This is a genomic window from Polaromonas sp. P1_G1 (assembly GCF_056405595.1).
The window spans coordinates 145194-171741 of the sequence record NZ_JBFUBU010000014.1 but is presented as its reverse complement, the minus strand read 5'-3'; the positions used below and the strand labels follow the sequence as shown (position 1 = coordinate 171741).

Here is a 26548-nt window from a genome sequence, read left to right as displayed (position 1 = left end):
TTAAAACAGATGCGCGTTCATCGCGCAAACCGTCCGCCCATGAAAAACGGCCGCGCAGGGCGGCCGGTTGTCCTTGTCCATGCCGCATTCCCGCCTGCGTGAGGGCGAGGGCATGGAGCTTTATGGACTTACGCGACCTTGACGGTCAGCGTGCCCAGGCCGGCCACGCTGCCGACCATGGTGTCGCCCGAGACCACCGCCGCCACGCCTTCAGGCGTGCCGGTGTAAATCAGGTCGCCGGGCTGCAGTTCCCAGGCGGCCGACAGGTGCTCTATGGTTTCGGCGATGTTCCAGATCAGCTTGGAGACATTGCTGCGCTGGCGATCCGTGCCGTTCACCTGGATATACAGCTCGGCGTTGTTCACGTCGCCGGCCTGGGCCACGGGCGTGATGGGGCCGATGGGTGCTGAGTGGTCGTAGGCCTTGCCGATGCACCAGGGGCGGCCCTGTTTTTTCATCTCGCCCTGCAGGTCGCGGCGCGTCATGTCCAGGCCCACGGCGTAACCGTAGATGTGCTTGTGCGCATCGGCGGCCTTGATGTTTTTGCCGCCCGTGCCGATCGCCACCACCAGCTCGATCTCATGGTGCAGGTTTTTCGTCAGGCTGGGATAGGGGATGGTGCCGGTGCCGCCGGCATCCACCGCGACGATGGCGTCGGCGGGCTTCAGGAAGAAGAAGGGCGGCTCGCGGCCGGTGAAGCCCATTTCCTTGGCGTGCTCTTCGTAGTTGCGGCCCACGCAGTAAATGCGGTGAACCGGAAACCGCTCTTTCGTGCCGGTGACGGGGACGGACACCGTGGCGGGTGGGGTGATGACAAAACTCATGACAACCTTTCTTCTCTGTGTATGCCCAGGGCTTGGTGCACCGGGCGGTCTGAAAAACTGAACAGCACACAACCCTGCGCTGAACGCAATTGCGCAGTGTGCCACGACGGAATCACAAAATGGTCGCGCGGGCCGAACTCGAAAACCTGGGTTTCGCCGTTGCGCTCGATGTGAACGGTGCCCGAGCCCTCGACCACGCTGAACACCGCGCCGTCGGTCTGGCGCCAGGGCTTGCCGGCAAAACCCGCCGGCAGGCGCTGCATGAAGGTTGCCATGGTCGGCATGGGCGAGCCGCCGGTGGCCGGGTTCACATAGCGCAGCTTGACGCCGTCCCAGGCGTCGACGTCGGCATGGGTTTCCAGCTGGTGCAGGGTTTCGCGCGTGCGCTCGTAGGGGTAGCTGAAGATGGGCGAGGTCTGGCCGAAGGGCGCGTCGTAGCGCATCGGCAGCATGTTGGCGCCGTAGCGGTGGCTGCTGATGCCCAGGGGTTTGGTGACCTCCTGCTGTTTGGCGCCGCCGTTTTCGGCAAAGCCCGCGTCGAAAAAACGCAGCATGGGGATGTCCAGGCCATCCAGCCAGACCACCGGCGTGTCGGATTCGACGCGGCCTTCATGGCCGTGGTCGTGCCAGGTCCAACTGGGCGTGATGATGAAGTCGCCGGGTTTCATCAGCGTGCGCTCGCCGTCGACGGCGGTGAAGGCGCCGTGGCCTTCGACGACAAAGCGCAGCGCGCTTTGCGTGTGGCGGTGGCTGGGCGCGATTTCGCCGGGCATGATGACCTGCAGGCCCGCGTACAGCGATTGTGTGATGCAGGACTGCCCGCGCAGGCCGGGGTTTTCCAGGATCAGCACGCGGCGCACCGCTTCTTCGGCGGTGATCAGCTGGCCCGACTGCATCAGGAAGGGGTGCACGTCGGCGTACTTCCACAGCGCCGGCTGGCAGGGCGTGCTGGGCGATGGCGGCACCAGCGCGTGCAGCACTTCCCAGAGCGGCGTCATGCTGTGCGCTGAAATCGCGTCATAAAAAGCCTTGCGCGCGGCGCCGTTGGGCACCGCGGGCTGGCCGTGGGCGGGAGGGGGCGTCATGTCCATGGGGTATCCAGTCTCTTTGGTTAAAGATCGCCGTCGCCGTCGTCGTCGTTGTCTTTGTCGTTATCAAAATACACACCGTCTCGCGCGAGCAACTGCTGCAGCTGCTTCACGTCGGTGTCGGCAAAAGCCCGGCGCGCGTCTGGCATGGCCGCCGCCGTGCCCGCTGCCTGGCCCATCACAAAACAGCCGCCGCTGGCGCGCGCGGCCGACTGGCCTTCATGCGTCATCGAGGCGCAGCGCCCGGCCACCAGCAGGTTGGCAACACCTTGGGGCACCAGCATGCGCCAGGGCAGTTCGTTGTAGGCACTGCCCTTGGGTGCGTCCACATTGCGCGGAAATTTCCAGTCGATGCGTCCGTCGGCATGCAGTTCCATCGGCCAGGCGTTGACGCCGATGGCGTCGTCAAAGCGGGCTGATGAGAGGATGTCTTCGCCGCTCAACGCATACAAGCCCCGGATGCGGCGCGTTTCGCGTATGCCGACCTGGGGCGCGATGTCCACGATGGCGGACTCCGCGAAGCCCGGTACTTCATCGCGCAGGAAGCGGAAGTATTCGGTGATCTGCCGCCGGCCTTCGAGTTCGCCTTCGCTGAGCTGTCGCGCGTCGGTGGCGTCCATGGCTGTGCCCTGGGCGTTGCGGATCTGCGTGACGTTGGCGCGCCATTCGCTGGGGTTCTTCTGCGGGCGAAGAATCGCGCCCTCGCGCGGGAATTTGTAGCGGCCAGGGTGCCGCGCCTGGCTCTCGGCCATCAGGGTGTTGATGGCCTTGAACTCGCCCACGGCGGCCAGCGCGCGCGGCGCATCGACATGGCCGACGCGGAACATCGTCGAGGGGAACAGCGCGCTGCCGTGCCCATCGCCGAGCTCGAAAGGCACACCCGCGAAGTTCGCCACGTCGGCGTCGCCCGAGCAGTCGATAAAACGCGCAGCGCGTATGGCCTGGCGGCCGGATTTGGTTTCCACCACCAGGGCGCCGATGCGATCGCCTTCCATCACCACGGCCGCGGCCCAGGCATGGAAGAGGATGTGTACGCCGGCGGCTAGCAGCAATTGGTCGGCCGCGCACTTATAGGCCGACACGTCATAGGAGCGCACGCGGATGCGGCCCTGCATGCCGTCTTGCGGCGCGTTAAGGCCGCCCAGCGCGTCAATGCGCTGCAGCAGGTCGTCGGCGACGCCGCGCACCACCTGCCGCATCTGGCCATTCTTGCGGCCGTAAAGGCCCGCGAAATTGGTCACGCCGCCGGCCGTGCCCATACCGCCGAGGAACCCGTAGCGCTCCACCAGCAGGGTGCGCGCGCCGTGCTGGGCGGCGCTGACGCTGGCGGCCAGGCCAGCCGGCCCGCCGCCCACGACGACGACGTCGAACTCCCCGTAAACGGGCAGGCTGCGTGCGGGTTCGGTGATGGAGGTCATGGGTTTTTCAACTCCTTATTCAAGCTTGATGCCGCGTGTCTGGATGATGTTGCCCAGGATCGCTGCCTCGTCTTTCACTCGGCTTTTCAGGCCCTCGGGCGAGGTACCTACGGCCTGCCAGCCCTGGTTGAAGAGCTTTTGCCGCGTGTCGGCATCGCGAATGATGCGCGGCACTTCCTGTGCGAGGCGCGCCTGCGCGGCCTTGGACAAGCCCGCTGGGCCTATCAGCGCCGTCCAGACTTCAAGGTTGACATTGGCCACGCTGGCATCGGCCAGCGGCGGCACTTCGGGCACCAGCGAAGAGCGCCCGCCGGCCAGTCCAATGGCCTTGAGCTTGCCCGAGCGCACATGCGGCATGGCCACACCCGGCGGGATCAGCGCCATCTGGATCTGGCCGCCCAGCATGGCCGTGACCACCTGCGGGTTGCCGGCAAAAGGCACGTGCACGGGGGTGAGGCCGGGCACGCGGCTTTTGAGCAGCTCCATGCCCAGGTGGGCAACCGAGCCGTTGCCGACCGAGCCGTAGTTCCAGCGGCTGCCGCCCTGGCGCGCGGCCGCGAAAAATTCAGCGCCGCTGGGCTCGTTCGCGGGTGCCACCAGCACCAGCGGCGCGGTGGCCAGCAGCGAGATGGGCGTGAAGTCTTTCGCCGGGTCGTAAGGCAGCTTGGGGTAAAGCAGCTTGGCCGAGGTCAGGTTGCCGTTGATCACGACACCCAGGGTATGGTCGTCGGTGGCCTTGGCGACCTGGTCGGCCGCGATGTTGCCCGATGCGCCGGGTTTGTTCTCGATGACCACCGGCTGGCCGAGCGCGCGGCTCAGCGGTTCAGCCAGGGTGCGGGCCGCCATGTCGGGCGTGGAGCCGCCGGGAAAGCCCACGAGGATGCGCACCGGTTTTGTTGGCCAGGTGGCAGGGTCAGCTGCAGCGGCGGATTGCGCACAGACGGCTAAAAACATGGCCGAAAACACGATGGAAAAACGCTTCATCACAGTCCCTGGAGCTATAAAACCGTCATTGGAACAGTTTTGACGGCTCGATTCCGTCGTACATCCACTTCAGGCCCGCGAAGCCCGCGCTTTCGGTGCCGCTCTGGAACATCTGGTTGCGAAGTTCGCGCTGCACGCCGGCCGCATGGTAAATATCACCATAAAAACGCGCCGTCAGCTGCACGCGGCCGGTGCGCAGGTAGCGGGCCTGCTGGTATTTCTGGAAGGCCTTGGGCACGTCGCCGCGGGTATGGCGCAGCGCCTCGCGCATGACCACCGCGTCCTCGATGGCTTGGCCGGCGCCCTGGGCCAGGTACTGCAGCATGGGGTGGGCCGCGTCGCCCAGCAGCGTCACGCGCCTGTCGGTCCAGTTTTTCACCGGCTCGCGGTCGCACAGCACCCACATCTTCCAGGTTTCGATCTTGCCCAGCAGTTCCTTGACCTGCGGGCAGGCGTCGGCGAAGCGCTCGTTGAGCTCGGCGGTGTCGCCGAAGGTGTTCCAGCCTTCGTCGTATTTGTTGCTGTGGAACACGGCGACCAGGTTGAACAGCTCGCCGCGGCGCAGCGGGTAGTGCACCAGGTGGGTTTTTTCGCCGCCCCAGAGCAGCACGTCGTCGTTCCACAAATGGGCCGGCACGTCCTCGCGCTTGAGCACCGCGCGGTAGGCGATATGGCCCGAGACGCGGGGCTTGCCGTCACCGACCACGGCTTCGCGGATGCGGCTCCACATGCCGTCGGCACCTATCAGCGCGCTGCCTTCAACGGTTTCGCCGCCTTCGAGCCGCACCGTCACGCCGTCCGCCGACTGGTCAAAGGATTCCACCTTGGCACTGGTGCGCAGGGTGACGTTGGGCTGCGCGCGGCAGGCGTCCAGGAAGACCTGGTGCAGGTCGGCGCGGTAAATCACGCCATAGGGGAAGCCGTAGGTCGCCCGGGCCAGGTCGCCCAGCGGTACACGCACGACTTTTTCGCCGGTGCGCACGTCGTTCATGCCCAGGCCGGGAGGGAAGAAGGCCACGCGGTTGATGGCTTCGGTCAGGCCCAGGTAGTCGAACATGCGGAAGATGTTCGGGCCCAACTGGATGCCGGCGCCGATTTCGCCGAAGCTCGCAGCCTGCTCGAACAAGGTCACGCGGTGGCCGTCCTGGGCCAGCACCATGGCCGCGGCCAGCCCGCCAATGCCGCCGCCCGAAATGAGGAGAGGGAGTGGGGATGTTTGTGCCATATGTGAGAGGATGGGTAAGGTGGGAGCTGGGGAAACAGATGGGGAATCGGGCTTCAGTGCCTTGATGATAAGTATACTTATTAATAAACCACCCTGGTAGATACCCTGAATTGCAAAGCTGGCCGTTAAACTCCGCACATGGCAAAAACTTTTAATTTCAGCGAAGCCCCGGGACACCTGATCCGCCGCGCGCAGCAGCTCGCGGTGGCGATCTTCATGGAGGAAACGGCCGGTTTTGACGCCACACCGGTGCAGTTTGCCATCCTGAACGCCTTGATGGACGACCCCGGCGAAGACCAGATCACGCTGTCGGGCCGCGTCGCTTTTGACCCGGCCACCTTCGGTTCGGTGATAGGCCGGCTGGAAGCCAAGGGCTGGGTCAAGCGCGAGGCCGACCCGTCCGACAAGCGCCGCAAGCTGCTGTGGACCACGCCCGAAGGCGAAAAAGTCGCGCTGCAGATGAAGCGCGCTGTCGGCAAGACCCAGCAGCGCATCCTGGCCCCGCTGGACGAGAACGAGCGGGTGCAGCTGAACCAGCTGCTGGCCAAGCTGGTGACCGGCCACGAGAACGACGGCAGGTAGGCGGCGACCAGGCTGTGGACCATAAAAAACGGGGCTTCAAGCCCCGTTTTTTATGGAGTCCGACCAAACCTCAGGCCGATTTGGCGACCAGGTCGAAATGTTCCACCGTGGGCGCGCCGGCGAAAAACGGCCCGACGATGGCGCGCCAGTCGGCGAAGGCCGGCGACTGGCGGAAGTCGACGGTGTGGTTTTCCAGCGTATCCCAGAAAATCTGCAGGATGTAGCGCTCAGGGCTTTCAATGCCTTTGTTGACCTTGAAACCCTGGAAGCCCTTGGCCTTGGAAATCACTTCGCGGAGGCCGCGCTGTATGGCTTCGTCAAAAGCGGCCTGCTGGCCGGGGTGGATGCGGATGTCGGCGAGTTCGAGAATCATGAAGCTTCCTGTCCTTGTTAATACTGGGTGACCGGCAACTCTACCGTCAATCCGTCGAGCGCGGGCGTGAGCTTGATCTGGCAGCTCAGGCGGCTGGCGGGACTGCGCGGCGCGGCGGTGAATTCCAGCATGCCCAGCTCCTCACCGTCGGGCGGCGGCAGGCTGGACGCGTAGGGCTCCCGCACATGCACGTGGCAGGTGGCGCAGGTCAACAGCCCGCCGCAGTCGGCGGCGATGCCCTCAATGCCGGCCGCCACGGCGGCTTCCATCAGGCTTTTGCCGGGTTTTCCTTGCGCCGAGGTGGCGCGGCCGTCGGCCGCGATGAAATGAAGGGTGATCATGAAGTGTGCGGTGGCCTGTTGGGCCGTCAGATGCGGCTGAAGTATTCGCGCCTTTGCCAGTCGTCCTTGTCCTCGGCGTCGGCATGGCGGGCGATTTCGGCCTGTTTGATGTGGGTGAGGTGGCCGACGAAAGTATCGCCGAAGGCGGCCGCCAGTACGACGTCCGCTTGGAGCGCCTCCAGCGCTTCGCCCAGGCTGGTGGGAATTTTGTCGGCGCCGCCGCCATAGGGCGCGTCGGTGGCCGGCGGGGCCTTGAGGCGGCGTGCGATGCCGTCCAGCCCGGCGTGGATTTGCGAGGCCAGGTAGAGGTAGGGATTGGCGGCGGGCTCGCCCAGGCGGTTTTCGATGCGCGTGCTGTTGTCGTTGCACTGGCCGACCACCCGCAGCATGGCACCGCGGTTGTCGCGGCCCCACAAAATCGATTGCGGCGCCAGCGCGTTGGGCCGAAAGCGCCCGAAGCCGTTGATGGTGGGCGTGCAGAAAGCCGTCATGCCGCGCGCATGCGCAAGCAGTCCTGCCAGGTAATGTTCGCCGGTTTCCGAGAGCGTGTACTGGGCGTCCGACGGCGTCGTGCCGGCCGCGGGGTTGGTGCGCTTGAACAAGTTGGTGCCGCTTGCCAGGTCCACCAGCGACTGGTGCAGATGCCAGCCGCTGGACATGATGTTCGGAAAGGGCGGCCGGCACATAAAGGTCGCGTGGTAGCCGGCGCGCCGCAGCGCCTGCTTGACCGCGCTGCGAAACAGCACCATGTTGTCGGCGGCCGCCAGCGCGTCGCTGGCCTCGAACACCGCCTCGACCTGGCTGGGGCCGAGTTCGATTTCCAGCGACAGCAAGGGCAGGCCCAGCGCCTGCGCCGTGCGCTGCACGATGCGCAGCGGCTCCTCGGCCATGTCCGCCCACTGCTCGGATAGCAGGTGGTAGCCGGGATGGATCATGCCCACCTCGGGCGGCAGGCCGGGCCAGCCGGCCAGTTCCGGGTCCAGCTGGGGCTGCAGTCCGCCCTCGGTGATGCGGTAAATATGGAACTCGATCTCCAGCCCGCACTTCATGCCGTAGCCGGCTTGCGCCAGCTTTGCCAGCGCGTTCTGCAGCACCCGGCGCGTGTCTAGTTCTACCGGGCTGCCATCGGGAAACCAGGGCTGGCACTGCAGCCAGCCGGTTTTCTCCACCCAGGGCAATTCTTTCAGGCTGGCAGGGTCGGCCAGCAGCATCACATTGCCGCCGAATTCAAAGCCCGGCAAGCCGGCCGCGCCGCCGGCCTCGAACACCTTGTAGGCGGTGCGATCGGCCGTGTCCTTGAGCAGCAGCGTGCTCACCATGCCCACGCCGTCTGCCATGGCCTGCGCCGCGGCGGCCGCCACCAGCGTCTTGCCGCGCAGCATGCCGTGCAGGTCGCACCAGGCGAAGCGCACCAACTCCAGGCCGCCCGCCTCGATGCGCCGCACGGCTTCGGCCTGCGCGGCCTGCCTCGCGGCGTCGTTTACGCCGCATTGCGCCGCGAAGCTCATGATGGTGTTGCGGTGTCGGCGGGAGTGGACGAAGTGGTCCCCGTCTCCAGCCAGGGCGCCGCCTCGCGTTTGGCGCGGGCCGCGCTCTGCCACCATTGGGCCCACTCGCCTGCCGGCGCAATCCCGTCCACCGTGTCGGGGCCGGTGATCATCGCGGCCTGCGCGGGGTCGGCGATGCCGGGCGCCACGCCGCCGTTTTGCACGGTCTCGATCGCTTTCAGCAGCACGCGCCGGTTCGCCATGATGACCTTGTCGGAGGTGGCCAGGTGCTCGCGCGTGCGGTCCTGGATCGCGCCCATGCTTTCCACGGCCCACTGGTCGTGCACATTGATGTCTTCCTCGCCCATGCCCAGGTAGGTGCTGCTCATCTGTTCTTCGGCATTGAAGCCCCAGCCGTTATGGCGGCCGGCCTTGGGGATGTAGTCGGGCAGCGCGATGAACTGCTGGCGCTGCGCGCGCATGCTTTCGCGGTCCAGCGGGCCGGCGAAGCTCGTGAAGAAGGTGTACCAGTAGGTGTTGGTGTCGTCCACCGGTACGTGCATCTGGGTGATGGTCATGGTCTCCGACAGCGGGATCACAAAGGTCGCCGGGAAGATGGCGTTGGTCACGCGCACGTGGGTCAGTTTGTCGGTCATGGCGCGCAGCGCGGTCAGCTGCATGCCCCAGGGCTTGTTCTCGAAGCTGATGTCGGGCTGGGCGAACTCGCGCATGATGCGCGTCATCGGCCACTGTTCGCCGTCCTTGCTGCCGGCGCTGGCGCTGCGGAACTGTTTGCCGGCCGGGTTCTGGCCGATTTCGTCCAGCGGGTTGTCCTGCAAAAAGCGGTGCAGGAACGACGGGTGCGCCGGGTCTATGCCCACCTCGAAGGCCTGCAGCCAGTTGGCGTTCCACAGGCCCTTGAAGGCAAAGCTGTGCGTGGCCGGCGCGGTGAAGCAGTCGAACGCGGGGAAGGGCGGCGGTGTGCTGCCTTCGTCGCCCAGCCAGGCAAACAGCACGCCGGCTTTTTCAACGACCGGGTAGCTGCGCTGGCGTATGCGCTCGCACAGTTTGCTGCCGGTGGGCTCGGCCGGTGTTTCGAGGCAGCGGCCGTCGGTGGCGAATTTCCAGCCGTGAAAAGGGCAGCGCAGGCCGCCGCCTTGTTCCAGGCTTTCGCGCCGTCCGAAAGACAGGTCGGCGCCGCGGTGGGCGCAGTCGCGGTCCAGCAGGCCCCAGGCGCCCGAGGCGTCCTTGAACAGCACGAGGTCCTGGCCGAACAGCTTCAAGGCCTTGACCGGGCGGATGTCCATGCGCGGGTCCAACGCCGGGTTGAACTCGTCGACCAGCGCCGCGGGCTGCCAGTATTGGCGCAGCAGCCGGCCGCAGGGGGTGCCGGCAGTGATGCGGGTCAGCAGTTCGTTTTGTTCGGCATTCATGCGTGGGCCTTGTGGTGCAGGATAAACCTTGAAACGGTATCCCAAATTTAAAATTCAGTGTACATTCACCGCCATGAACTTGCAAGAAACCGTTTTGATGCAGTTGCGGGACCTGATCCTGCGTGGCGAGTTCGAGCCCGGCCAGCGCCTGGCCGAGCAGCAACTGGCCGAGCGCCTGGGCGCTTCGCGCACGCCGGTGCGGGCCGCGCTGGTCACACTGGAGCAGGAGGGGCTGGTCGAGGCCAACGACACCGGCAAATACCTGGTGCGCCAGTTCACGCCGCGCGAAGTGGCCGACGCGATCGCGGTGCGCGGCCACCTGGAAGGCATGGCGGCGCGCCTGGTGGCTGAACACGGCGTGTCGCGCCAGCTGCAGCTCGATCTGCAGTCCTGCCTCGATGAAGGTGACCGCGCGCTGGCGGCCAACCCGCTGGGCTATGAGAACTACGCCGCCTATGCCGCCATGAACGACCGCTTCCACGCGCTGATCCTGGAGGCCAGCGGCAACCGCGCCTTGCAGCGCGCCATCGAACTCAACGACAAACTGCCCTTTGCCTCCGCCTCGGCCATGCTGCCCATGCAGTCCACGCTGGAGCAGGACCGCGACTGGATGCACTACGCGCACCGCCAGCACCACATGCTGTTCGCAGCGCTCAAGGCCGGTGAGGGCGCGCGCGCCCAGGCCCTGGCGGTGGAGCACACCGAGGTGGCGCAGATGAATATGCGCATGGCGCTGGAGCGGCGCGCTGAAACCCAGAGCCTGATGCCGGGCTTGCGCCTGGTGGTCGGGGGTTAGCGCTCGCCCAGCAGCAACTTCAAGTCCACGGCATCGGCCACAGCCTTGTTGCCGGCATCGCCCAGGTGCAGGTGGTCGCCCGAGTCATAGGCCGGCAATATCCTGAGCGGGTTTTGCGGGTCGCGCGCCACCGCGTCGAAATCCAGTACCGCATCGAATTCGCCGCTGGCGCGTATCCATGCATTGATGCGCTGGCGCAGCGCATCTTTCGCTGGGCTGTAATAGTTCGTGATCGGTGAGCCCTGCATGGTCAGTGCGCCTTCGAAGGGCGTCAAGGTGGCGCCGACGATGCGCACGCCGCGGTTGCGCGCGCGGGTGATCAGCTGGCGGTAGCCGGCGATCAGGGCCTCGGCCTGTGTGGCCGGCTCTTGCGGTTCAAGCGTACTGCCGGGCCAACTGATGTCGTTGATGCCCATCAGCAGCACCACGCTGGCGATGCCTGGCTGGCCCAGCACGTCGCGCTCGAAGCGCGCCAGTGCATTGGGGCCCATATGGTTTTTAAGCACCCGCCCGCCCGAGATGCCGGCATTGAGCACGGCCACGTTCCGGCCGGCCAGGCGGCGCGCCAGGAAATCCGGCCAGCGCTGGTCCGTACCCGGTGTGGAGGCCGCGCCGTCGGTGATGGAATCGCCAAAAGCCACCACGCTGCGTGTGCCGGGCGCGGCTTCCACCAGCACCGCGCTCAGGAAGAGGCGGCTGTTCACCACGCTGTCAGCTTTGACGCTTGCCGCGCCGGCCGCATTGCCCGCCGCGACCTGCGCGGGTTGCAGGCCGTCCCAATGGATCGTCGTGAGGGGCGTTGCCTGCGGAAAGTAGAGGCTGACGGCCAGGCGCTGCAGCGGTGCGACACCCATGGCGATCGGGTCGCTCACGAGGGGCGCGCCTGCCGGCACGGTGGCTGTGGTCTGGCCGCCAAAGGTCAAGGCCAGGCTGGGTCCGCTGGTGCTGCCTGCCGCGTCGCCTGCCGCCGCGATGCGGGCTGCACCAATCTGCAAGGGCTGGGTGCCGTACTCGTTGGACAGCACGATGCGTACGCGCGAGCCGCCCACGCCGGCGCGCACGACCTGGCGCACCGTCTGGTCGCGCAGGCTGGCCGGAAGGCCCAGCGGCAGGACAAAGTCACCGGCCCAGACGGGCTGGGGGCTGGCCGTCCAGGCGGGGACCCAGTTGCCGTCGGCCGCTTGCGCCTGTGGAAGCCAGGCGGCGCACAGCAGCGTGAGGCAAAGGGTGGATAGAAGGGCGCGGAATTTCAGGAAGATGTTCATGGTGGCGGCGCTCAGCAGGTGACGGTGTTGACAGGCAGCCTGGCCTTGTCGCGTGACAGGCTGTACAGCGTGATGGCAATGCCCGCGACGGTGATCGATGCTGCCAGCCAGCTCAGTCCGCCCAGGCCGAAGGAGCTGCTCACGACCAGGCCGCCCAGCCAGGCGCCCAGCGCATTGCCCACGTTGAAAGCGCCTATGTTGAGGCTGGCCGCCAGGTTCTGGCCCGCGCCGTGCGCTTGCTGCAGCACGCGCATTTGCAGCGGCGCCACCGTCGCAAAAGAGGCCACACCCAGCAAGCCGACGAAGAGCACCGCGGCCACCGGCGAATGCAGCACAAAACCCATCGCACCCAGCACCAGCGCCGTCGCGCCCAGGGTGACCAGCAGGGACATCCTGAGGCCGCGGTCGGCCAGGCGCCCGCCCAGCAGGTTGCCGATGAAGATGCCGCCGCCGAACACCAGCAGGATGGGCGACACCGCGGCCTCGCTGAAGCCGGTGAGCTGGGTCAGTATGGGCTGGATGTAGGTGAAGATCGCGAACACGCCGGCAAAACCGAACACCGTCATCAAGAGGCCCAGCATCACTTGCGGGCGGGCCAGCCCGGCCAGTTCCTGCCGGATGGAGCCGTTGCCGTTTTCCGCCGCGCTGCGCGGCACGAAGACGGCCAGCACCAGAAAAGCCAGCAGGCCGATCAGCGCCACCACCCAGAAGGTGGAGCGCCAGCCGTAGTGCAGGCCCAGCCAGGCGCCGGCCGGTACACCGAGCAGGGTGGCCAGCGACAGTCCGCTGAACATGATGGCAATCGCCGAAGCCTTGCGCTCGGGCGCGACCAGGCCGGTGGCGACGATGGAGCCCACGCCGAAGAAGGTGCCGTGCGCCAGCGAGGTGATCACGCGCGCCGCCATCAGGCTGCCGTAGTCAGGCGCCAGCGCGCAGGCCAGGTTGCCCAGCGTGAAGATGGCCATCAGCGCCAGCAGCACGGTTTTGCGCGGCAGCTTGCGTGTGGCCAGCGTCAGCGCCGGCGCGCCCACCGCCACGCCCAGCGCGTAGCCGGAAATCAGCAGCCCGGCCGAAGCGATGCTGACGCCGAGGTCGGCGGAGACCTGTATCAGCAGGCCCATGATGACGAACTCGGTCGTGCCTATGCCGAAGGAGCCGACGGTGAGAGCCAGCAGGCCTAGAGGAAGTGAAGTGGTTGATTTGCGCGCATCCATGAAAGTCGCCTGTGAAAAAAGAGGATGCGGCTAGTGTGAAGACGAAGCGGCATCTTGACTAGAATGTCCTGGAGACAATGATTTGTGAATTGAATTCACAATAAACCGCGCCAGAATACCCACCATGCCCCGCATAGACGTCAACCGCTCCGGCGAGATGGAAGCTTTTGTCCAGGTGGTGGACAAAGGCGGTTTTTCGGCCGCGGCGCGCCAGCTGTGCATGACGCCTTCGGCCGTCAGCAAGCTGGTGACCCGGCTGGAAGCGCGGCTCGGCACGCGGCTGGTCAACCGCTCCACCCGCAAGCTGCAGCTCACACCCGAAGGCACGACGTTTTACGAACAAAGCACGCGCGTGCTGGCCGACATGGACGAAGCCGAGCGCGGCGCGGCCGCCGGCGCCATGCCGCGCGGGCGCGTCAGCATCAACGCCAGCATGCCGACCGCGCACCGCCTGCTGCTGCCGCTGGTGCCGGCCTTCCACGAGCGCTATCCCGACATCTCGCTGGACATCACGCTGACCGATCGCGTGGTCGACCTGCTGGACGAACGCACCGACGTGGCGATACGCTGGGGGGCGCTGGCGTCGTCGCAACTGGTGGCTCGGCACCTCGGCGACACGGCGCAGCTCATCGTCGGCAGCCCAGCCTACCTGGCGCGCCACGGCACGCCGCGCACGCTGCAAGAGCTGGAGTCGCACCAGCGCCTGGCCCACACCTTCAAACGCAATATGCATTACTGGCCGGTGCGCGTGGACGGCCAGATCCAGCAACTGCCGATCACCGGCTATGCGCGCGCCAGCGACGGTGAGGCGCTGCGCCACCTGGTGCTGGCGGGTGCGGGACTGGCCCGCATGTCCATGTTTCACATCCGCCGCGACCTGGACGCGGGCCGTCTGGTGACGGTGGCAGAGGACCTCAATCCGGGTGAGCGAGAGCCCATCCACGCGGTGTTTGTAGGCCGGGGCGGCCGCCTGCCGGCGCGTGTGCGCGTGCTGCTGGATTTCCTGGTGGAACAGGTTACGCAGGAAGTGCTCGATGCCGGCGGCGTTGGCCCGGATTACCTGCCCTGACGGTCCCTGGGGCGGCTTGCAGGAATACCCCATCAGTACTTGCCACTAGATAGCTTCCCTATGGTTGCCGCGGCATAACTTGCCTAGCATTGGTAACAAATCGTAAGACTACAAGGGCCGCTCCGGCCATGGAGGATGTCTATGCACCGCATTCCTGTTCGCATCCTGGGTTTTGCCCTGTTGCTGCTGTCGCTGGCCGGCTCCGGCTTTGCGCAGGAGCGTTTCACGCCTTCCGCCGACGGCCAGGAGGTCACCGACAGCCGCACCGGCCTGATCTGGCGCCGCTGTGCCGAAGGCATGGTCTTCAAGGGCAAGACCTGCACCGGGCAGGCAGCTTTCCTGAGCCAGCCCGATGCGGCCACGCGCGCCAAGGCGGCTTCCGCGCCGGGGGCCGAATGGCGACTGCCCATCCTCAAAGAACTGTCCAGCATCGTTTCTGCACGGGAAGCTGACGTCGACAAGGCGGCGATAGACCCCAACGCCTTTCCCGCCACGCCGGTCGCCCGTTTCTGGACATCCAGCAGCACCGGCCCGGGCTATTTCACGTTTGTGGGTTTCAGCGACGGCAGCGCCGGTGAAGCCCCGCGCGCCACGGCCGCCGCGGTGCGCCTGGTGCGCGGCGGCAAGTAGGAAAGAACGAGAAAGAAGAAAGGCCCTCAGTCCGCCGCCACCTGCAGCACCAGCTTGCCGAAGTTCTCGCCGTTGAAGAGCTTGAGCAGCGTCTCCGGAAAAGTGTCCAGGCCGACGACGATGTCTTCCTTGCTCTTCATGGTCCCGGCCTTGAGGTAGCCGGCCATCTCGGCCACGCCGACGTGGTAGCGGTCGGCGTAGTCGAACACCACGATGCCTTCCATGCGGGCGCGGTTCACCAGCAGCGACAGGTAGTTGGCCGGGCCCTTGACGGGTGTGGTGTTGTTGTACTGGCTGATCGCGCCGCAGATGATGATGCGGGCCCCGCGCGCCAGGCGCGCCAGCACCATGTCGAGGATTTCGCCGCCCACGTTGTCGAAGTAAATGTCTATGCCTTTGGGGCAGTGTTCCTTGAGCCCGGCGCGCACGTCGCCGTTCTTGTAGTCGATGCAGGCGTCAAAGCCCAGTTCCTTGACTACCCAGTCGCACTTGGCCTTGCCGCCGGCGATGCCGACCACGCGGCAGCCCTTGAGCTTGGCGATCTGGCCCACCGTCTGGCCCACCGCACCGGCCGCGCCCGACACCACCACGGTTTCGCCCGCATTGGGCAGGCCGACTTCCAGCAGGCCGAAGTAACCGGTCATGCCGGGCAGGCCCAGCACATTGAGCCAGGAGGTCAGGCCCAGGCGCGGGTCTATCTTGAACATGCCGCTGCGTTTGACCTGGTCGGCCGGGATCAAGCAGTACTCCTGCACGTCGAGCGCGGCGTTCACATAGTCGCCCACGGCAAAGGCCGGGTTCTGCGAGGCGATCACCTTGCCCACGCCGCCGGCGCGCATCACGGCGCCGATTTCCACCGGCGGGATGTAGCTCTTGGCGTCGTTCATCCAGCCGCGCATGGCCGGGTCCAGCGACAGGTACAGGGTCTTGACGAGCACACCGCCCGGGCCGGGCTCGGCGACCGGCTCGGTGGTGAAGCTCCAGTTGTCGCGGGTGGGCAGGCCGACGGGGCGGCTGGCCAGGCGTATCTGGTGGTTGCTCAGGCTGGTGATGGCGCTCATGGTAGATGTCTCCGCTGAATCCGTTGAGAAGGGTGTCGCGGCAATGGTAGTGGCGGCATGGCCTTGCGTCAGTCGCGCAGGCGATTCGCGCAGCGGGCCGCGACGGTTTCGGTTTATGCTTTAGAGATGAAACTCCACAACTATTTCCGCTCTTCTTCCTCGTTTCGTGTACGTATCGCGATGGAACTCAAGGGCCTGAGCTACGACTACATTCCCGTGCACATCGCCAAAGGCGAGCACAAGCAGCCGCCTTACGCCGCCCTGGCCGCCGACACCCTGGTGCCGCTGCTGGAAGTCGATGGCGAGAAACTGTCGCAGTCCATGGCCATCATCGAATACCTCGATGAAAAACACCCCACACCGGCCCTGTTGCCCGCCGACGCGCTGGGCCGAGCCAAGGTGCGCGCGCTGGCCCAGTCCATTGCCTGCGAAATTCACCCCATCAACAATCTTCGTGTTCTCAAGTACCTGGTCAAGGAACTCAAGCTCGACGAAGCCGCCAAAAACGCCTGGTACGTCCACTGGTGCCGCGAAGGGCTGGAGGCCTTTGAACGCCAACTGGCCCAGTTGCCGGCATCGACGTATTGCTACGGCGACACGCCCACGCTGGCCGACTGCTGCCTGGTGCCGCAGATCTTCAACGCCAAACGATTCAACGTGAGCTTTGACGGCTTGCCGCGCACCATGGCCGCGTTTGACGCCTGCATGGCGTTGCCTGCCTTCCAGAAGGCCCAGCCTTCAGCCTGCCCCGACAACGAAGCCTGAGCGCCTTGTGCATGCGGATTGGCTGATTCCCGACTGGCCCGCGCCCGCCGGCGTGCGCGCGGTCTTCACCACCCGGGCCGGCGGCCTCTCGGCCGCGCCTTTTGACAGCATGAACCTGGGCGACCATGTCGGCGACCTGCCGGCCAAGGTCGCGGCCAACCGTGCCTTGCTGCGCCAGGCTTTGGGCGGCCACGTGGTGTTCCTGCAGCAGGTGCACGGCAGCGAGGTGCTCGCGCTGGACGCCGGCACGGAGGACGGCCTGCAGGCCGATGCCTGCGTGACCCGTGAGGCGGGCGTGGCTTGCACCATCATGGTGGCCGATTGCCTGCCGGTTCTGTTCGCTACTGAAGACGGCGCGATGGTGGCCGCCGCGCATGCGGGTTGGCGCGGGCTGGCAGGCGACAAAGACGGAAAAGGTGTTCTTGAGTCGGTGCATGCCGCGATGAAGACCGATGCACGCATCCTCGCCTGGCTGGGCCCCTGCATAGGGCCCTCGGCCTTCGAGGTCGGCGCGGAAGTCAAAGCCGCGTTCGAATCCACCCAGCCTGAAGCCGCTCGCCAGTTTGTGCCCACCGGCGCGGGCAAATACCTGGCCGACCTGCCGGGCCTGGCGCGGCTGCGGCTGCAGGCGCTGGGCATCACCGACATCCATGGCAACGACGGCAGCGATGCCTGGTGCACGGTGCTGAATCCCTCGCGGTTTTTCTCGCACAGGCGCGACGCCGGCCCCACCGGCAACGGCTTTGGCACGACCGGGCGCATGGCAGCCTGCGTCTGGCGTGGCTGAACCTGGTCAGCCTCCGGGCAAGACCTCAAACATGTTGCGCCGGGTATTGGTAAAGCGCGGCCGCATGCGGCTGCTCCATTCGGTGCCGCGCACGGCCAGCCAGGGCGGTGAACCCAGGGTCTCTTCGCTCACCAGGTCGTAGCAGGCCAGCGACAGCGGGCCGTGGTCATGGTTCAGGAAGCGGCTGGCGCGTATGCAGCCGCTGACTTTGGCCAGGCCTGGCATGTGCTCGGAGTCATACCAGTCGGACAGCTCGGGCATCCACCCCGCCTCGGGGTCCATCTCCACGACGTAGTGAAACACCGGTATCGCGCCTGCCGAGGCGCCGGGCGTGTCGAACACGCGTTCCAGCCGGGAGATCCTGAGATCCCGCAGACCTGGCCAGCGTTTTCGGAGGTCGGACTCGAGCATTTCCGCGGCAGGGCGGCCCAAGTGGGTGCGCTGGTCCAGGAACACATAGGCGTAAAAAATCCCCTGAGCTTTGTTGAGGGCCGCGCGCGCCGGTTTGGCCGCCTGCCCCACGCTGATACGCAACTGCTCCAGCAAGGCTGCAAAGTCGCCCGCCTGGCTGGCCGATGCGTTCGCCTGCACCAGCAGGGCGTCAGTGGGGTGCGTAGCTTCGCTCACTTCAATGCCCAATCCTGAGCGCCACCAGAAAGCGCGACACCATGTTGTAAGAGGCCACGGTGGCCACCAGGTCCACGCGTTGCTGCTCGTTGAAGAAACGCTTGAGCGGATCGAAGACGCTGTCGGGCACTTCAATGTCGCAGGTCATCGCATCGGTCAGCGCGATGACGTGGCGCTCCAGCGCCGAGAACATGGCGGTTTGATTGCCTGCCCCGGGGTCGCGCAGCGCCTCGATTTTTTCCGACGGCATGCCGGCCGCCAGCGCGTGCGGCACGTGGGCCTCGAATTCATAGGGCGCGCGGTTCAGCACCGCCACCCGCAGGATGATCATTTCACGCAGCAGGGCCGGCACCGTGCTGCGGTTGCGCACGGCGGTCAGCAACTGCTCCCAGCCCTGCGCCAGCGGTGGGCTGTTGAGCAGTACCTGGTAAAGCAGCGACACGCGGCCGCGTTCGGCCATGATGCCGGCTTCGATGGCGGCCAGTTCCGGCCGGGTGCCGGGGGTGACGGGTGTGATACGCATGTTGGCTTTGGCCTTCATTCGGGTTTGATCTTCTTGGCGCGTATGACCTTGCCCCATTTGGCCGTGTCATTTTTGAGCAGCAGGGCCAGCTCCGCCGGGCTGGAGGCGGCGGGCTCCGCGCCCGACGCCAGCAGCTTGGCGCGCACGGCCTCGTTGGCCAATGTGCGCCGGACCGCCTGGTTCAGCCTTGCGATGTCGGCAGCCGGCGTCGCCTTGCCGGCAAACAGCGCATACCAGTTGTCCGAGTCCACGCCGGCCATGCCCATTTCCTGGAAAGTCTTGACCTCGGGCAGCAGCGGGTGGCGCCGGTTCGAGGCGATGCCTATGGGCTTGAGCTTGCCGGCCTTGATAAAGCCGACCAGGCCCGGAATGTCGCCGAAAAAGCCGTCGACGTGGCCGGCGATGACGTCGGTGATCGCCGGCGCCGCTCCCTTGTAGGGTACATGCACCAACGGCGCTTTGGTGGAATCCGCCAGCAGTTCCATCGCCAGGTGCGGCACGCTGCCGGTGCCCGACGAGGCCATGGTCGCGCCGTCCTTGCGCAGCCTGGCGTTGGCGATGAATTCGGCGCCGTTGTTGGCCGGGTTGCCGGCGCCTACCACCAGCAGTTCCACGTTGTTCACCACCAGTGAAACCGGCGCGAGGTCGCGCACCGGGTCGTAGGGCAGCTTTTCATACAGCGGCGGGTTGATGGCCACCGCGCCCACGCTGGTCAGCCACAGCGTGCTGCCGTCGGGCACGGCGCGCGCCACATATTCGGCCGCGATCGCGCCGTTGGCGCCGGCCCGGTTTTCAATGATCACCTGCGAGCCCAGTTCCTTGCCGAGCTGCTCACCAATGGTGCGCGCGACAAAGTCCACCGGCCCGCCGGGCGGAAAGGCCACCACGAGGCGAGTGATCTTGGCCTGCGCGTGGGCGGGCTGCGCTGCAAAACCCAGGGCCAGAACGGCGGCGCCCAGCAGCAGGGCTGCTCGCCTGCGAAGAATGCTTTTTTGTCTCATGGTGTTTTCCTTGTGTCTCCGTGAATCTGAATGTCCAAATTTCTCAATCGCAGCGCACCGACATCCCGCCATCCACCACGATCTCGGCGCCGGTGATGAAGCGCGCTTCGTCGGACGCCAGGAACAGCGCGGCGTTGGCCGTGTCGCGGCCGTCGCCCATAAAGGGCAGGGGGATGCGCGACTGGCGCTGCTGCAGCAGCGCGGTGACGTCGCCCCCGGTGCGCTGTTTGGCCAGGCGCACGTCGACCATCGGTGTGTAGAGCTGGCCGGGAACGACGGTGTTCACACGTACGCCGGTTTTGGCGTACTGCACCGCCACCACGCGCGAGAACTGCATCACGCCGGCCTTGGTGGATGCATAGGCGACCTGGGCCGAGCCCGTCCAGCGCAGGCCCGAGGTCGAGGCGATGTTGACGATGGCGCCCGCCGCCTGCGTTTCCATCAGCGGCAGCACATGCTTGCAGGTCAGGAACACGCTTTTGAGGTTGTGGTCTATCTGCGCGTCCCAGGTTTCCTCGGCCATCTCCACAGGCCCGCCGGCCGCCGAGCCGCCCACGTTGTTCACGAGGATGTCGATGCGGCCGAAGCGGGCGACGCAAGCCGCCACCACGTCCGCGATGGACGCGGACTGTGTCACGTCGCATTGCGCGGTATTGATCTCGCCGCCGGCTTCCCGCACCAGGCGCACGGTCTCTTGCATGCGCTCAATGTCGCGGTCCACCGCGAAGACGCGCGCGCCTTCCTGGGCAAAGCGCACGGCGATCGCGCGGCCGTTGCCCCAGCCCGGGCCTACCGATCCGGCGCCGGTGACGAAGGCCACTTTGCCGGCAAGGCGGCCGGCGGCGGGCGGGTGGGTGTTCAGGACGGCAGTGTTCATGCGGGGAATTGGTAAAGGCGCTGCGGGTTACGTACCAGCAGCAGGTCTTGCAGTTCGGGTGTGGGGGCGATGGCAGGCAGCAGGTCGACCAGCACGCCGTCGTCAGGCACGTGCGTGTGGTTGGGGTGCGGCCAGTCCGTGCCCCAGAGGCAGCGATCGGGGAAGGCTTCGACCAGCCGGCGCGCTAGCGCGACGCCGTGGGCATAGCTATGCGGCGGGTTCGCATCGATGCGGTCCGCGCCGCTGACCTTGACGTAGAACAGCGGGTCTTCCATGAGGCGACAAAGCGCTCGGAAATCGGCATGGCCCTCGCCCAGGCGCGCGTCGACGCGGCCCATGTGGTCTATCACCACCGGTACGGTCGAGGCCTTGAGCACCGGAGCCAGGTCGTGGATCAGGCTGCTGTCGAAGTGCACCTGCAAATGCATGCCCAGCGGCGCCAGGCGGTGCGTGAGGGCCACTGCTTGTTGCACCGTGGCGCCCTGGCCCAGGTGCTTCATGAAGTTGAAGCGCACGCCGCGAAACCCGGCAGCCATCAGGCGCCGCAGTTCCGCGTCGGGGACGTTATGCGGCGCCAGCGCCACGCCGAGGTAGCGGCCGCCGCCGGCGGAAATCGCGTCTTCCACCACCGAGTTGTCAAAGCCGTGCACGGCCGACTGCACGATGACGCAGCGCGAAATGCCCAGCTTGCGGTGCAGGCTGAACAGCGTGTCACGCGATGCATCGACTGGCGTGAAGTTGCGTGTGGCCGCGAAGGGAAAACGCGCGGCCGGCCCGAAGACGTGGACATGGCTGTCGCAAGCGCCCGGCGGCGGGCGGAAGGCCGGCTGCGAGGGCTCGGGCAGGTAGGTGAGGAGGGGTTCTACGTTCATGGTGCTGCCCGTATTCTGGCGGCGGGAAGTCGTAATCGGTGCACCTATTTTTGGATATCAGCTATCGGAAATAGCAATGACTCCTAGAATAGCTGGACCGCATTTTTTAGGAGCCCGCCATCGACCTGCGCCGTCTTGAATATTTCGTGGCCGTCGCTGAAGCCGGCAGTTTCAGCAAGGCCGCCGCCGCGCTGGTGATGTCGCAGCCGGCGCTGAGCCAGCAGATCGCCACGCTGGAACAGGAAACCGGCCATCGCCTGTTGACCCGCACCGGCCGCGGCGCCGAGCCCACTGCGGCGGGGCTGGCCCTGCTGCAGCACGCGCGCGGCATTTTTGACCTGGCGGAACGGGCCCGCGCCGACATGCGCGATCGGCAACTGGTGCCCAGCGGGCGCATCACCCTGGGCTTGCCGCCCCGCGTCGCGCATGCCATGACGGCCGACCTGGTGGAGCGCTTCCGGGCCGAATTTCCGGACGCGGCCATCAGCGTGGAAGAGGGCTTGAGCATCCGCCTGCGCGAGGGGCTGGTAGCGGGCCGGCTGGACGTGGCCGTGCTCTTCGACCCGCCGGCCTCGCCGCTGCTGGACATCGAGACGGTGGCACGTGAATCACTGGTGCTGATGGCCTCAACGCCCTTGCCCACGCGCATACGCCTGGCCGATGTCGCGGCGCTGCCCCTGGTGCTGCCGAGCAAACCCAATTCCCTGCGCCAGTTGCTCGAGAGCGAGGTCAAGCCGCGGGGCTACCGGCTCAAGGTGGTGGCCGAGGTCGATTCGATCAAGACCGTGTTGTCACTGGTGGCGCGCGGCGTGGCGGCCACGGTGCTGCCGGCCAGTGCGGTGCGTGAATGGACACATGCCGCGCCGCCCTTTATGGCGGCCATCCATGCACCGCAAATCCGCAACCGTTTGTGCATTGCCGTGCCCAAGGCGCGGCCGGCCACGCGCGTGAGCCGCTTTTTGGTGCAACTGACGCGGCAATTGTGTCTGCAGCATTACGGCGAAGCGGCCAAACTGCGCAAGCCCTGAAGCTCAGGGGGTTTTGGGGGCTTCTTCCACGGCGGGCGCGGGGACTTCCGCGTTTTTCTCGCGGGCGGCCTCCGCATCTGCAGTTTGCTGCAGGAGTTCCTGTGCCGCGCGCTTTTTGAGCGCCTTGCTGCGCGCGGGCGCGCCCATCAGGTAAACCACCAATGCCACAGGGCCCAGTCCATAGAGTACAAAGGTAAACACCGCCCCGAGGACCGTGCCGTTGCTGTTGGTAGCTTCGGCAACGCTCATCATGAGCACCACGTAAATCCAGGCGATGACAACCAAATACATAAATACTTGAAACTCTGCGTGCGGTCAGTAATTTTTAAAGCAAATCCTACGATACTGATGGTGTGCTCAAAAGAGTCACCGAGACTCAACATGATCGGGGAGACAGATGAATTCTGACGCAAACCGGGCCCAGGCGGCCCGTCAGATGCAAGAGACCTTTGCCGCGGGCCTGCAACAGGCCATGGGCGCGATGGCAAACGGCGGCATGCCGCCGGGCTTTGGCTTCCCCAACGGCGCGAACGGCGACCAAGGCCAGCCCCTACTGCAGTTCGACCCAACCAAGCTCCAGGAACTGCAGCAACGCTATATCGCGGATGCTTCGGCCCTGTGGAACCAGGGCCTGCAGGACGGCGCCGACACCCTGGTGGCCTCCGACCGGCGCTTTTCCAATGAGGCCTGGAAGGCCAACCCGGTCTCGAAATTCTCCGCTTCCACCTACCTGCTGAACGCGCGCACCCTGATGGAATTGGCCGACGCTGTGCAGGCCGACGCCAAGACGCGCGCGCGCGTGCGCTTTGCCGTCGAGCAATGGATGGCGGCCACTGCACCCAGCAATTTCCTGGCGCTCAATGCCGAGGCCCAGCAAAAAGCCATCCAGAGCCAGGGCGAAAGCATCGCCCAGGGCATCACCAACCTGCTGCACGACATGAAGCAGGGCCACGTCTCCATGACCGACGAACGTGTGTTCGAGGTCGGCAAGAACGTCGCCACCACCGAAGGCGCGGTGGTGTTTGAAAACGAATTCTTTCAGCTGCTCGAATACAAGCCGCTCACGCCCAAGGTTTACGAAAAGCCCTTCCTGCTGATCCCGCCCTGCATCAACAAGTTTTACATTCTTGATTTGCAGCCTGAGAATTCGCTGATTCGTTATGCCGTCAGCCAGGGCCATCGCACCTTTGTGGTCAGCTGGCGCAACCCCGACGAGTCCATGGCCGGCAAGACCTGGGACGACTACATCGAGCACGCCGCCATCAAGGCCATAGAGGTGGTGCAGGAGATCACCGGCGCCAAGACGCTGAACGCCCTGGGCTTTTGCGTCGGCGGCACCATCCTGGGCACGGCGCTGTCGGTGCTGGCCGCGCGCGGCAAGAAGCCGGTGGCCAGCGCCACTTTGCTCACGTCCTTCCTCGACTTCAGCGACACCGGCATCCTGGACATTTTCATCGACGAGACCTCGGTCAAGTACCGCGAGGCCGAGATGGGGCAGGGCGGTCTGCTCAAGGGCCAGGACCTGGCGTCCACCTTCAGCTTCCTGCGGCCCAACGACCTGGTCTGGAACTACGTGGTGGGCAACTACCTCAAGGGCGAAACGCCTCCGCCTTTCGACCTGCTTTACTGGAACAGCGACTCCACCAACCTGCCCGGGCCTTTTTACGCCTGGTACCTGCGCAACACCTATTTCGAGAACAACCTCGTCAAGCCCGGCAAGGCCGTGGTCTGCGGGCAGAAGATCGACCTGCGCAAGGTCGACATCCCGGTCTACCTCTACGGCTCGCGCGAAGACCACATCGTGCCGGTTGGCGGCGCCTATGCCTCCACCCAGCACTTGCCGGGCCCCAAGCGTTTTGTGATGGGGGCTTCGGGCCACATCGCCGGCGTGATCAACCCGCCGGCCAAGAAAAAACGCAGCTACTGGACGCGCGAAAAACTGCCACAGGGCAAATACCCCGCCACCCAGGCCGAATGGCTCAAGGGCGCGACCGAGCACCCCGGCAGCTGGTGGACGGACTGGTCGGACTGGCTCAAGGGCCATGCCGGCAAGCAGGTCGCCGCGCCCAAGGCCTACGGCAGCCGCAAGCACCAGGTCATAGAGCCCGCGCCGGGCCGCTACGTCAAGGCCAGGGCCTGAGGCACCGCGCGCGCAGCCCTGTCATCATCTTTTAAAAACCATCTCCGAAACTTCATAAGGGAACACATCATGGAAGACATCGTTATCGTTGCAGCCGGCCGCACCGCCGTGGGTAAATTCGGCGGCTCGCTGGCCAAGATTCCCGCGACCGAATTCGGCGCGGCCGTCATCAAGGGCGTGCTGGAGCGTTCCGGCCTCAGCGCCGACCAGATCGGTGAAGTCATCCTGGGCCAGGTGCTGACGGCCGGTGTCGGCCAGAACCCCGCGCGCCAGTCCGTCATCAAGGCCGGCTTTCCCAACGGCATCCCGGGCCTGACCATCAACGCGGTCTGCGGCTCCGGCCTCAAGTCGGTGATGCTGGCGGCCCAGGCCGTGGCCACGGGCGACAGCGAAATCGTGATCGCCGGCGGCCAGGAAAACATGAGCGCCGCGCCGCACGTGCTCAACGGCTCGCGCGACGGCCAGCGCATGGGCGACTGGAAGATGGTCGACTCCATGATCGTCGACGGCCTGTGGGACGTCTACAACCAGTACCACATGGGCATCACCGCCGAGAACGTCGCCAAGAAATACGGCATAGACCGAGCGGCGCAGGACGCGCTGGCCCTGGCCAGCCAGACCAAGGCCGCGGCCGCGCAGGACGCCGGCAAGTTCAAGGATGAAATCATCCCCATCACCATCCCGCAGAAGAAGGGCGACCCGGTGGTGTTTGCCGCCGACGAGTTCATCAACCGCAAGACCAGTGCCGAAGGCCTGGCCGGCCTGCGTCCGGCCTTTGACAAAGCCGGCGGCGTGACGGCCGGCAATGCCTCGGGCCTGAACGACGGCGCCGCCGCCGTGATGGTCATGACGGCCAAAAAAGCCGCGGCGCTGGGCCTGAAGCCGCTGGCACGCATCGCCAGCTACGCCACCACCGGCCTGGACCCGGCCTACATGGGCATGGGCCCGGTGCCGGCCTCGACCAAGGCGCTGCAGCGCGCGGGCTGGAAAGCCCAGGACCTGGACCTGCTCGAGATCAACGAGGCCTTCGCGGCCCAGGCCTGCGCGGTCAACAAGGAAATGGGCTGGGACACCAGCAAGGTCAACGTCAACGGCGGCGCCATCGCCATCGGCCATCCGATCGGCGCCTCCGGCTGCCGCATCCTGGTGACGCTGCTGCACGAGATGGCGCGCCGCGACGCTAAAAAGGGCATCGCCAGCCTGTGCATAGGCGGTGGCATGGGGGTTGCCCTCACACTGGAACGCTAAGCTTGCGGTAACAATGTTCCAACAGGCACACATCGTGCATACGAAGCGATAGCGTTCAGGGAACGCAGTGAAACAGTTCTACGGTATTCAGAGAATTCACAAAATCATTCAAGGAGATCGCAATGGCAAAAAAAGTAGCGTACGTCACGGGCGGCATGGGCGGCATTGGAACCGCCATCTGCCAGCGCCTGGCGAAAGACGGGTTCACGGTGATCGCGGGCTGCGGCCCCACGCGCGACTATACCAAGTGGCTTGACGAGCAAAAAGCGCTGGGCCACACTTTTTACGCCTCGGTGGGCAATGTCGGCGACTGGGATTCCACCGTCGCGGCCTTCGACAAGGTCAAGGCCGAACACGGCCCGGTGGCCGTGCTGGTCAACAACGCCGGCATCACGCGCGACGGCCAGTTCCGCAAGATGAGCAAGGCCGACTGGGATGCGGTGATTTCCACCAACCTCAACAGCATGTTCAATGTGACCAAGCAGGTCATCGAGGGCATGATCGAAGCGGGCTTCGGCCGCATCGTCAACATCTCCTCGGTCAACGGCCAGAAGGGTCAGTTCGGCCAGGTGAACTACTCCACCGCCAAGGCCGGCCTGCACGGCTTCACCATGGCGCTGGCACAGGAAGTCGCGGCCAAGGGCGTGACCGTCAACACGGTGAGTCCCGGCTACATCGGCACCGACATGGTCAAGGCCATCCGCCCTGACGTACTGGAAAAAATCGTGGCGGGCGTTCCGGCCAAGCGCCTGGGCCAGCCCGAAGAGATCGCCTCCATCATTGCGTGGATCGCATCCGAAGAAGGCGGCTATGCCACCGGCGCCGACTTCTCGCTCAACGGCGGCCTGCACATGGGCTGAGTCCCGCTGGCGCGCTTGCCGCGCTTGTTG

Annotated in this window: 28 protein-coding genes; 10 read left to right on the top strand and 18 right to left on the bottom strand. The window is 65.8% G+C overall.

What is annotated here, in order from left to right:
• Window positions 1-128 precede the first annotated feature (128 nt).
• From AC1D1Y_RS09515 to AC1D1Y_RS09495, 5 genes are read right to left on the bottom strand one after another with little or no spacing between them, the layout of a single operon-like run.
• Window positions 129-824 carry a fumarylacetoacetate hydrolase family protein gene (locus tag AC1D1Y_RS09515; protein ID WP_477682111.1) on the bottom strand — a complete coding sequence of 232 codons (696 nt, stop codon included), beginning with the start codon at window positions 822-824 and terminating at the stop codon, window positions 129-131.
• Window positions 821-1915, bottom strand: coding sequence for a gentisate 1,2-dioxygenase (gene gtdA, locus AC1D1Y_RS09510; RefSeq protein ID WP_477682110.1), 1095 nt, complete (start codon window positions 1913-1915; stop codon window positions 821-823). Before gtdA ends, AC1D1Y_RS09515 begins: the two co-directional genes overlap by 4 nt.
• 20 nt (window positions 1916-1935) lie before the next feature.
• Window positions 1936-3330 (bottom strand): FAD-dependent oxidoreductase, encoded by a 1395-nt coding sequence (locus AC1D1Y_RS09505; protein ID WP_477682109.1) that lies wholly within the window; start codon window positions 3328-3330, stop codon window positions 1936-1938.
• A 15-nt stretch (window positions 3331-3345) separates the two neighbouring features.
• Window positions 3346-4284, bottom strand: coding sequence for a Bug family tripartite tricarboxylate transporter substrate binding protein (locus AC1D1Y_RS09500; RefSeq protein ID WP_477682126.1), 939 nt, complete (start codon window positions 4282-4284; stop codon window positions 3346-3348).
• 55 nt (window positions 4285-4339) lie between these two features.
• Entirely contained in the window at window positions 4340-5539 is a 1200-nt protein-coding gene (locus AC1D1Y_RS09495) for a 3-hydroxybenzoate 6-monooxygenase (protein ID WP_477682108.1), read from the bottom strand.
• Between the two features lie 138 nt (window positions 5540-5677).
• On the opposite strand from AC1D1Y_RS09495, the gene AC1D1Y_RS09490 reads away from it, so the two are divergent.
• Entirely contained in the window at window positions 5678-6121 is a 444-nt protein-coding gene (locus tag AC1D1Y_RS09490) for a MarR family winged helix-turn-helix transcriptional regulator (RefSeq protein WP_477654624.1), read from the top strand.
• Window positions 6122-6191: 70 nt separating this feature from the next.
• Here the strand turns inward: AC1D1Y_RS09490 and AC1D1Y_RS09485 are convergent, their stop codons facing one another.
• From AC1D1Y_RS09485 to AC1D1Y_RS09470, 4 genes are read right to left on the bottom strand one after another with little or no spacing between them, the layout of a single operon-like run.
• Window positions 6192-6494, bottom strand: a complete 303-nt coding sequence (locus AC1D1Y_RS09485) for an antibiotic biosynthesis monooxygenase family protein (protein WP_477675457.1) — start codon at window positions 6492-6494, stop codon at window positions 6192-6194.
• A 17-nt stretch (window positions 6495-6511) separates the two neighbouring features.
• Entirely contained in the window at window positions 6512-6835 is a 324-nt protein-coding gene (locus AC1D1Y_RS09480) for a 2Fe-2S iron-sulfur cluster-binding protein (RefSeq protein ID WP_477654626.1), read from the bottom strand.
• A 26-nt stretch (window positions 6836-6861) separates the two neighbouring features.
• Window positions 6862-8343 (bottom strand): glutamine synthetase family protein, encoded by a 1482-nt coding sequence (locus tag AC1D1Y_RS09475; RefSeq protein WP_477682107.1) that lies wholly within the window; start codon window positions 8341-8343, stop codon window positions 6862-6864.
• Window positions 8340-9755 carry a Rieske 2Fe-2S domain-containing protein gene (locus tag AC1D1Y_RS09470; RefSeq protein WP_477682106.1) on the bottom strand — a complete coding sequence of 472 codons (1416 nt, stop codon included), beginning with the start codon at window positions 9753-9755 and terminating at the stop codon, window positions 8340-8342. The genes AC1D1Y_RS09475 and AC1D1Y_RS09470 overlap by 4 nt, the downstream gene beginning before the upstream one ends.
• A 73-nt stretch (window positions 9756-9828) precedes the next feature.
• Between AC1D1Y_RS09470 and AC1D1Y_RS09465 the strand changes: the two genes are divergently transcribed.
• Window positions 9829-10551, top strand: coding sequence for a GntR family transcriptional regulator (locus AC1D1Y_RS09465; protein ID WP_411880947.1), 723 nt, complete (start codon window positions 9829-9831; stop codon window positions 10549-10551).
• Here AC1D1Y_RS09465 and AC1D1Y_RS09460 read toward each other — a convergent pair.
• Together AC1D1Y_RS09460 and AC1D1Y_RS09455 are read right to left on the bottom strand one after the other, a co-directional pair.
• Window positions 10548-11816: an SGNH/GDSL hydrolase family protein gene (locus tag AC1D1Y_RS09460; protein ID WP_477682105.1), complete on the bottom strand. Its 1269-nt coding sequence runs from the start codon at window positions 11814-11816 to the stop codon at window positions 10548-10550. The two genes, AC1D1Y_RS09465 and AC1D1Y_RS09460, sit on opposite strands and share 4 nt — an antisense overlap.
• A gap of 11 nt (window positions 11817-11827) precedes the next feature.
• Complete coding sequence (locus AC1D1Y_RS09455; RefSeq protein WP_477682104.1) at window positions 11828-13030, bottom strand: MFS transporter; 1203 nt, start codon at window positions 13028-13030, stop codon at window positions 11828-11830.
• Window positions 13031-13154: 124 nt separating this feature from the next.
• Between AC1D1Y_RS09455 and AC1D1Y_RS09450 the strand changes: the two genes are divergently transcribed.
• Window positions 13155-14099 carry a LysR substrate-binding domain-containing protein gene (locus AC1D1Y_RS09450; protein WP_477682103.1) on the top strand — a complete coding sequence of 315 codons (945 nt, stop codon included), beginning with the start codon at window positions 13155-13157 and terminating at the stop codon, window positions 14097-14099.
• Between the two features lie 141 nt (window positions 14100-14240).
• Window positions 14241-14729 carry an Lcl C-terminal domain-containing protein gene (locus tag AC1D1Y_RS09445; protein WP_477682102.1) on the top strand — a complete coding sequence of 163 codons (489 nt, stop codon included), beginning with the start codon at window positions 14241-14243 and terminating at the stop codon, window positions 14727-14729.
• Window positions 14730-14755: 26 nt separating this feature from the next.
• On the opposite strand, the gene AC1D1Y_RS09440 is transcribed toward AC1D1Y_RS09445, so the two are convergent.
• On the bottom strand, window positions 14756-15790 hold the full coding sequence (locus tag AC1D1Y_RS09440) for an NADP-dependent oxidoreductase (RefSeq protein ID WP_477682101.1): 1035 nt from the start codon (window positions 15788-15790) through the stop codon (window positions 14756-14758).
• A gap of 126 nt (window positions 15791-15916) precedes the next feature.
• Between AC1D1Y_RS09440 and maiA the strand changes: the two genes are divergently transcribed.
• Both maiA and pgeF read left to right on the top strand, forming a co-directional pair.
• Window positions 15917-16555, top strand: a complete 639-nt coding sequence (maiA, locus tag AC1D1Y_RS09435; protein WP_477682100.1) for a maleylacetoacetate isomerase — start codon at window positions 15917-15919, stop codon at window positions 16553-16555.
• 7 nt (window positions 16556-16562) lie between these two features.
• Entirely contained in the window at window positions 16563-17342 is a 780-nt protein-coding gene (gene pgeF / locus AC1D1Y_RS09430; RefSeq protein ID WP_477682099.1) for a peptidoglycan editing factor PgeF, read from the top strand.
• Between the two features lie 6 nt (window positions 17343-17348).
• Here the strand turns inward: pgeF and AC1D1Y_RS09425 are convergent, their stop codons facing one another.
• The 5 genes from AC1D1Y_RS09425 to AC1D1Y_RS09405 are packed head-to-tail and all read right to left on the bottom strand — an operon-like array spanning window position 17349 to window position 21242.
• Window positions 17349-17969 carry a hypothetical protein gene (locus AC1D1Y_RS09425; protein WP_477682098.1) on the bottom strand — a complete coding sequence of 207 codons (621 nt, stop codon included), beginning with the start codon at window positions 17967-17969 and terminating at the stop codon, window positions 17349-17351.
• A 1-nt stretch (window position 17970) separates the two neighbouring features.
• Window positions 17971-18492, bottom strand: coding sequence for a carboxymuconolactone decarboxylase family protein (locus tag AC1D1Y_RS09420; RefSeq protein WP_477682125.1), 522 nt, complete (start codon window positions 18490-18492; stop codon window positions 17971-17973).
• A gap of 14 nt (window positions 18493-18506) precedes the next feature.
• Complete coding sequence (locus AC1D1Y_RS09415) at window positions 18507-19493, bottom strand: Bug family tripartite tricarboxylate transporter substrate binding protein (protein WP_477682097.1); 987 nt, start codon at window positions 19491-19493, stop codon at window positions 18507-18509.
• A 43-nt stretch (window positions 19494-19536) separates the two neighbouring features.
• Window positions 19537-20370, bottom strand: a complete 834-nt coding sequence (locus AC1D1Y_RS09410; RefSeq protein WP_477682096.1) for an SDR family NAD(P)-dependent oxidoreductase — start codon at window positions 20368-20370, stop codon at window positions 19537-19539.
• Window positions 20367-21242 (bottom strand): amidohydrolase family protein, encoded by an 876-nt coding sequence (locus AC1D1Y_RS09405; RefSeq protein ID WP_477682095.1) that lies wholly within the window; start codon window positions 21240-21242, stop codon window positions 20367-20369. Before AC1D1Y_RS09405 ends, AC1D1Y_RS09410 begins: the two co-directional genes overlap by 4 nt.
• A gap of 119 nt (window positions 21243-21361) precedes the next feature.
• On the opposite strand from AC1D1Y_RS09405, the gene AC1D1Y_RS09400 reads away from it, so the two are divergent.
• Entirely contained in the window at window positions 21362-22270 is a 909-nt protein-coding gene (locus AC1D1Y_RS09400) for a LysR family transcriptional regulator (protein ID WP_477682124.1), read from the top strand.
• A 3-nt stretch (window positions 22271-22273) separates the two neighbouring features.
• Here the strand turns inward: AC1D1Y_RS09400 and AC1D1Y_RS09395 are convergent, their stop codons facing one another.
• Window positions 22274-22561, bottom strand: a complete 288-nt coding sequence (locus AC1D1Y_RS09395; RefSeq protein ID WP_477682094.1) for a hypothetical protein — start codon at window positions 22559-22561, stop codon at window positions 22274-22276.
• A gap of 106 nt (window positions 22562-22667) precedes the next feature.
• Between AC1D1Y_RS09395 and phaC the strand changes: the two genes are divergently transcribed.
• The 3 genes from phaC (at window position 22668) to phbB (ending at window position 26518) form a co-directional block, all read left to right on the top strand.
• Complete coding sequence (gene phaC / locus AC1D1Y_RS09390) at window positions 22668-24410, top strand: class I poly(R)-hydroxyalkanoic acid synthase (RefSeq protein ID WP_477682093.1); 1743 nt, start codon at window positions 22668-22670, stop codon at window positions 24408-24410.
• Between the two features lie 69 nt (window positions 24411-24479).
• Window positions 24480-25658, top strand: coding sequence for an acetyl-CoA C-acetyltransferase (locus AC1D1Y_RS09385; RefSeq protein ID WP_436154087.1), 1179 nt, complete (start codon window positions 24480-24482; stop codon window positions 25656-25658).
• Window positions 25659-25780: 122 nt separating this feature from the next.
• Complete coding sequence (phbB, locus tag AC1D1Y_RS09380) at window positions 25781-26518, top strand: acetoacetyl-CoA reductase (RefSeq protein WP_477682092.1); 738 nt, start codon at window positions 25781-25783, stop codon at window positions 26516-26518.
• Window positions 26519-26548: the final 30 nt, after the last annotated feature.

Coding starts and splice junctions, on each gene's coding strand:
- AC1D1Y_RS09445 (WP_477682102.1), top strand. CDS start 14,241: ATGCACCGCATTCCTGTTCGCATCCTGGGTTTTGCCCTGTTGCTGCTG.
- AC1D1Y_RS09450 (WP_477682103.1), top strand. CDS start 13,155: ATGCCCCGCATAGACGTCAACCGCTCCGGCGAGATGGAAGCTTTTGTC.
- AC1D1Y_RS09505 (WP_477682109.1), bottom strand. CDS start 3,330: ATGACCTCCATCACCGAACCCGCACGCAGCCTGCCCGTTTACGGGGAG.
- phaC (WP_477682093.1), top strand. CDS start 22,668: ATGAATTCTGACGCAAACCGGGCCCAGGCGGCCCGTCAGATGCAAGAG.
- AC1D1Y_RS09470 (WP_477682106.1), bottom strand. CDS start 9,755: ATGAATGCCGAACAAAACGAACTGCTGACCCGCATCACTGCCGGCACC.
- AC1D1Y_RS09405 (WP_477682095.1), bottom strand. CDS start 21,242: ATGAACGTAGAACCCCTCCTCACCTACCTGCCCGAGCCCTCGCAGCCG.
- AC1D1Y_RS09465 (WP_411880947.1), top strand. CDS start 9,829: ATGAACTTGCAAGAAACCGTTTTGATGCAGTTGCGGGACCTGATCCTG.
- AC1D1Y_RS09440 (WP_477682101.1), bottom strand. CDS start 15,790: ATGAGCGCCATCACCAGCCTGAGCAACCACCAGATACGCCTGGCCAGC.
- AC1D1Y_RS09495 (WP_477682108.1), bottom strand. CDS start 5,539: ATGGCACAAACATCCCCACTCCCTCTCCTCATTTCGGGCGGCGGCATT.
- AC1D1Y_RS09500 (WP_477682126.1), bottom strand. CDS start 4,284: ATGTTTTTAGCCGTCTGTGCGCAATCCGCCGCTGCAGCTGACCCTGCC.
- AC1D1Y_RS09475 (WP_477682107.1), bottom strand. CDS start 8,343: ATGAGCTTCGCGGCGCAATGCGGCGTAAACGACGCCGCGAGGCAGGCC.
- AC1D1Y_RS09415 (WP_477682097.1), bottom strand. CDS start 19,493: ATGAGACAAAAAAGCATTCTTCGCAGGCGAGCAGCCCTGCTGCTGGGC.
- AC1D1Y_RS09385 (WP_436154087.1), top strand. CDS start 24,480: ATGGAAGACATCGTTATCGTTGCAGCCGGCCGCACCGCCGTGGGTAAA.
- AC1D1Y_RS09490 (WP_477654624.1), top strand. CDS start 5,678: ATGGCAAAAACTTTTAATTTCAGCGAAGCCCCGGGACACCTGATCCGC.
- AC1D1Y_RS09455 (WP_477682104.1), bottom strand. CDS start 13,030: ATGGATGCGCGCAAATCAACCACTTCACTTCCTCTAGGCCTGCTGGCT.
- gtdA (WP_477682110.1), bottom strand. CDS start 1,915: ATGGACATGACGCCCCCTCCCGCCCACGGCCAGCCCGCGGTGCCCAAC.
- AC1D1Y_RS09515 (WP_477682111.1), bottom strand. CDS start 824: ATGAGTTTTGTCATCACCCCACCCGCCACGGTGTCCGTCCCCGTCACC.
- AC1D1Y_RS09395 (WP_477682094.1), bottom strand. CDS start 22,561: ATGTATTTGGTTGTCATCGCCTGGATTTACGTGGTGCTCATGATGAGC.
- maiA (WP_477682100.1), top strand. CDS start 15,917: ATGAAACTCCACAACTATTTCCGCTCTTCTTCCTCGTTTCGTGTACGT.
- AC1D1Y_RS09480 (WP_477654626.1), bottom strand. CDS start 6,835: ATGATCACCCTTCATTTCATCGCGGCCGACGGCCGCGCCACCTCGGCG.
- AC1D1Y_RS09420 (WP_477682125.1), bottom strand. CDS start 18,492: ATGCGTATCACACCCGTCACCCCCGGCACCCGGCCGGAACTGGCCGCC.
- AC1D1Y_RS09485 (WP_477675457.1), bottom strand. CDS start 6,494: ATGATTCTCGAACTCGCCGACATCCGCATCCACCCCGGCCAGCAGGCC.
- AC1D1Y_RS09410 (WP_477682096.1), bottom strand. CDS start 20,370: ATGAACACTGCCGTCCTGAACACCCACCCGCCCGCCGCCGGCCGCCTT.
- phbB (WP_477682092.1), top strand. CDS start 25,781: ATGGCAAAAAAAGTAGCGTACGTCACGGGCGGCATGGGCGGCATTGGA.
- AC1D1Y_RS09460 (WP_477682105.1), bottom strand. CDS start 11,816: ATGAACATCTTCCTGAAATTCCGCGCCCTTCTATCCACCCTTTGCCTC.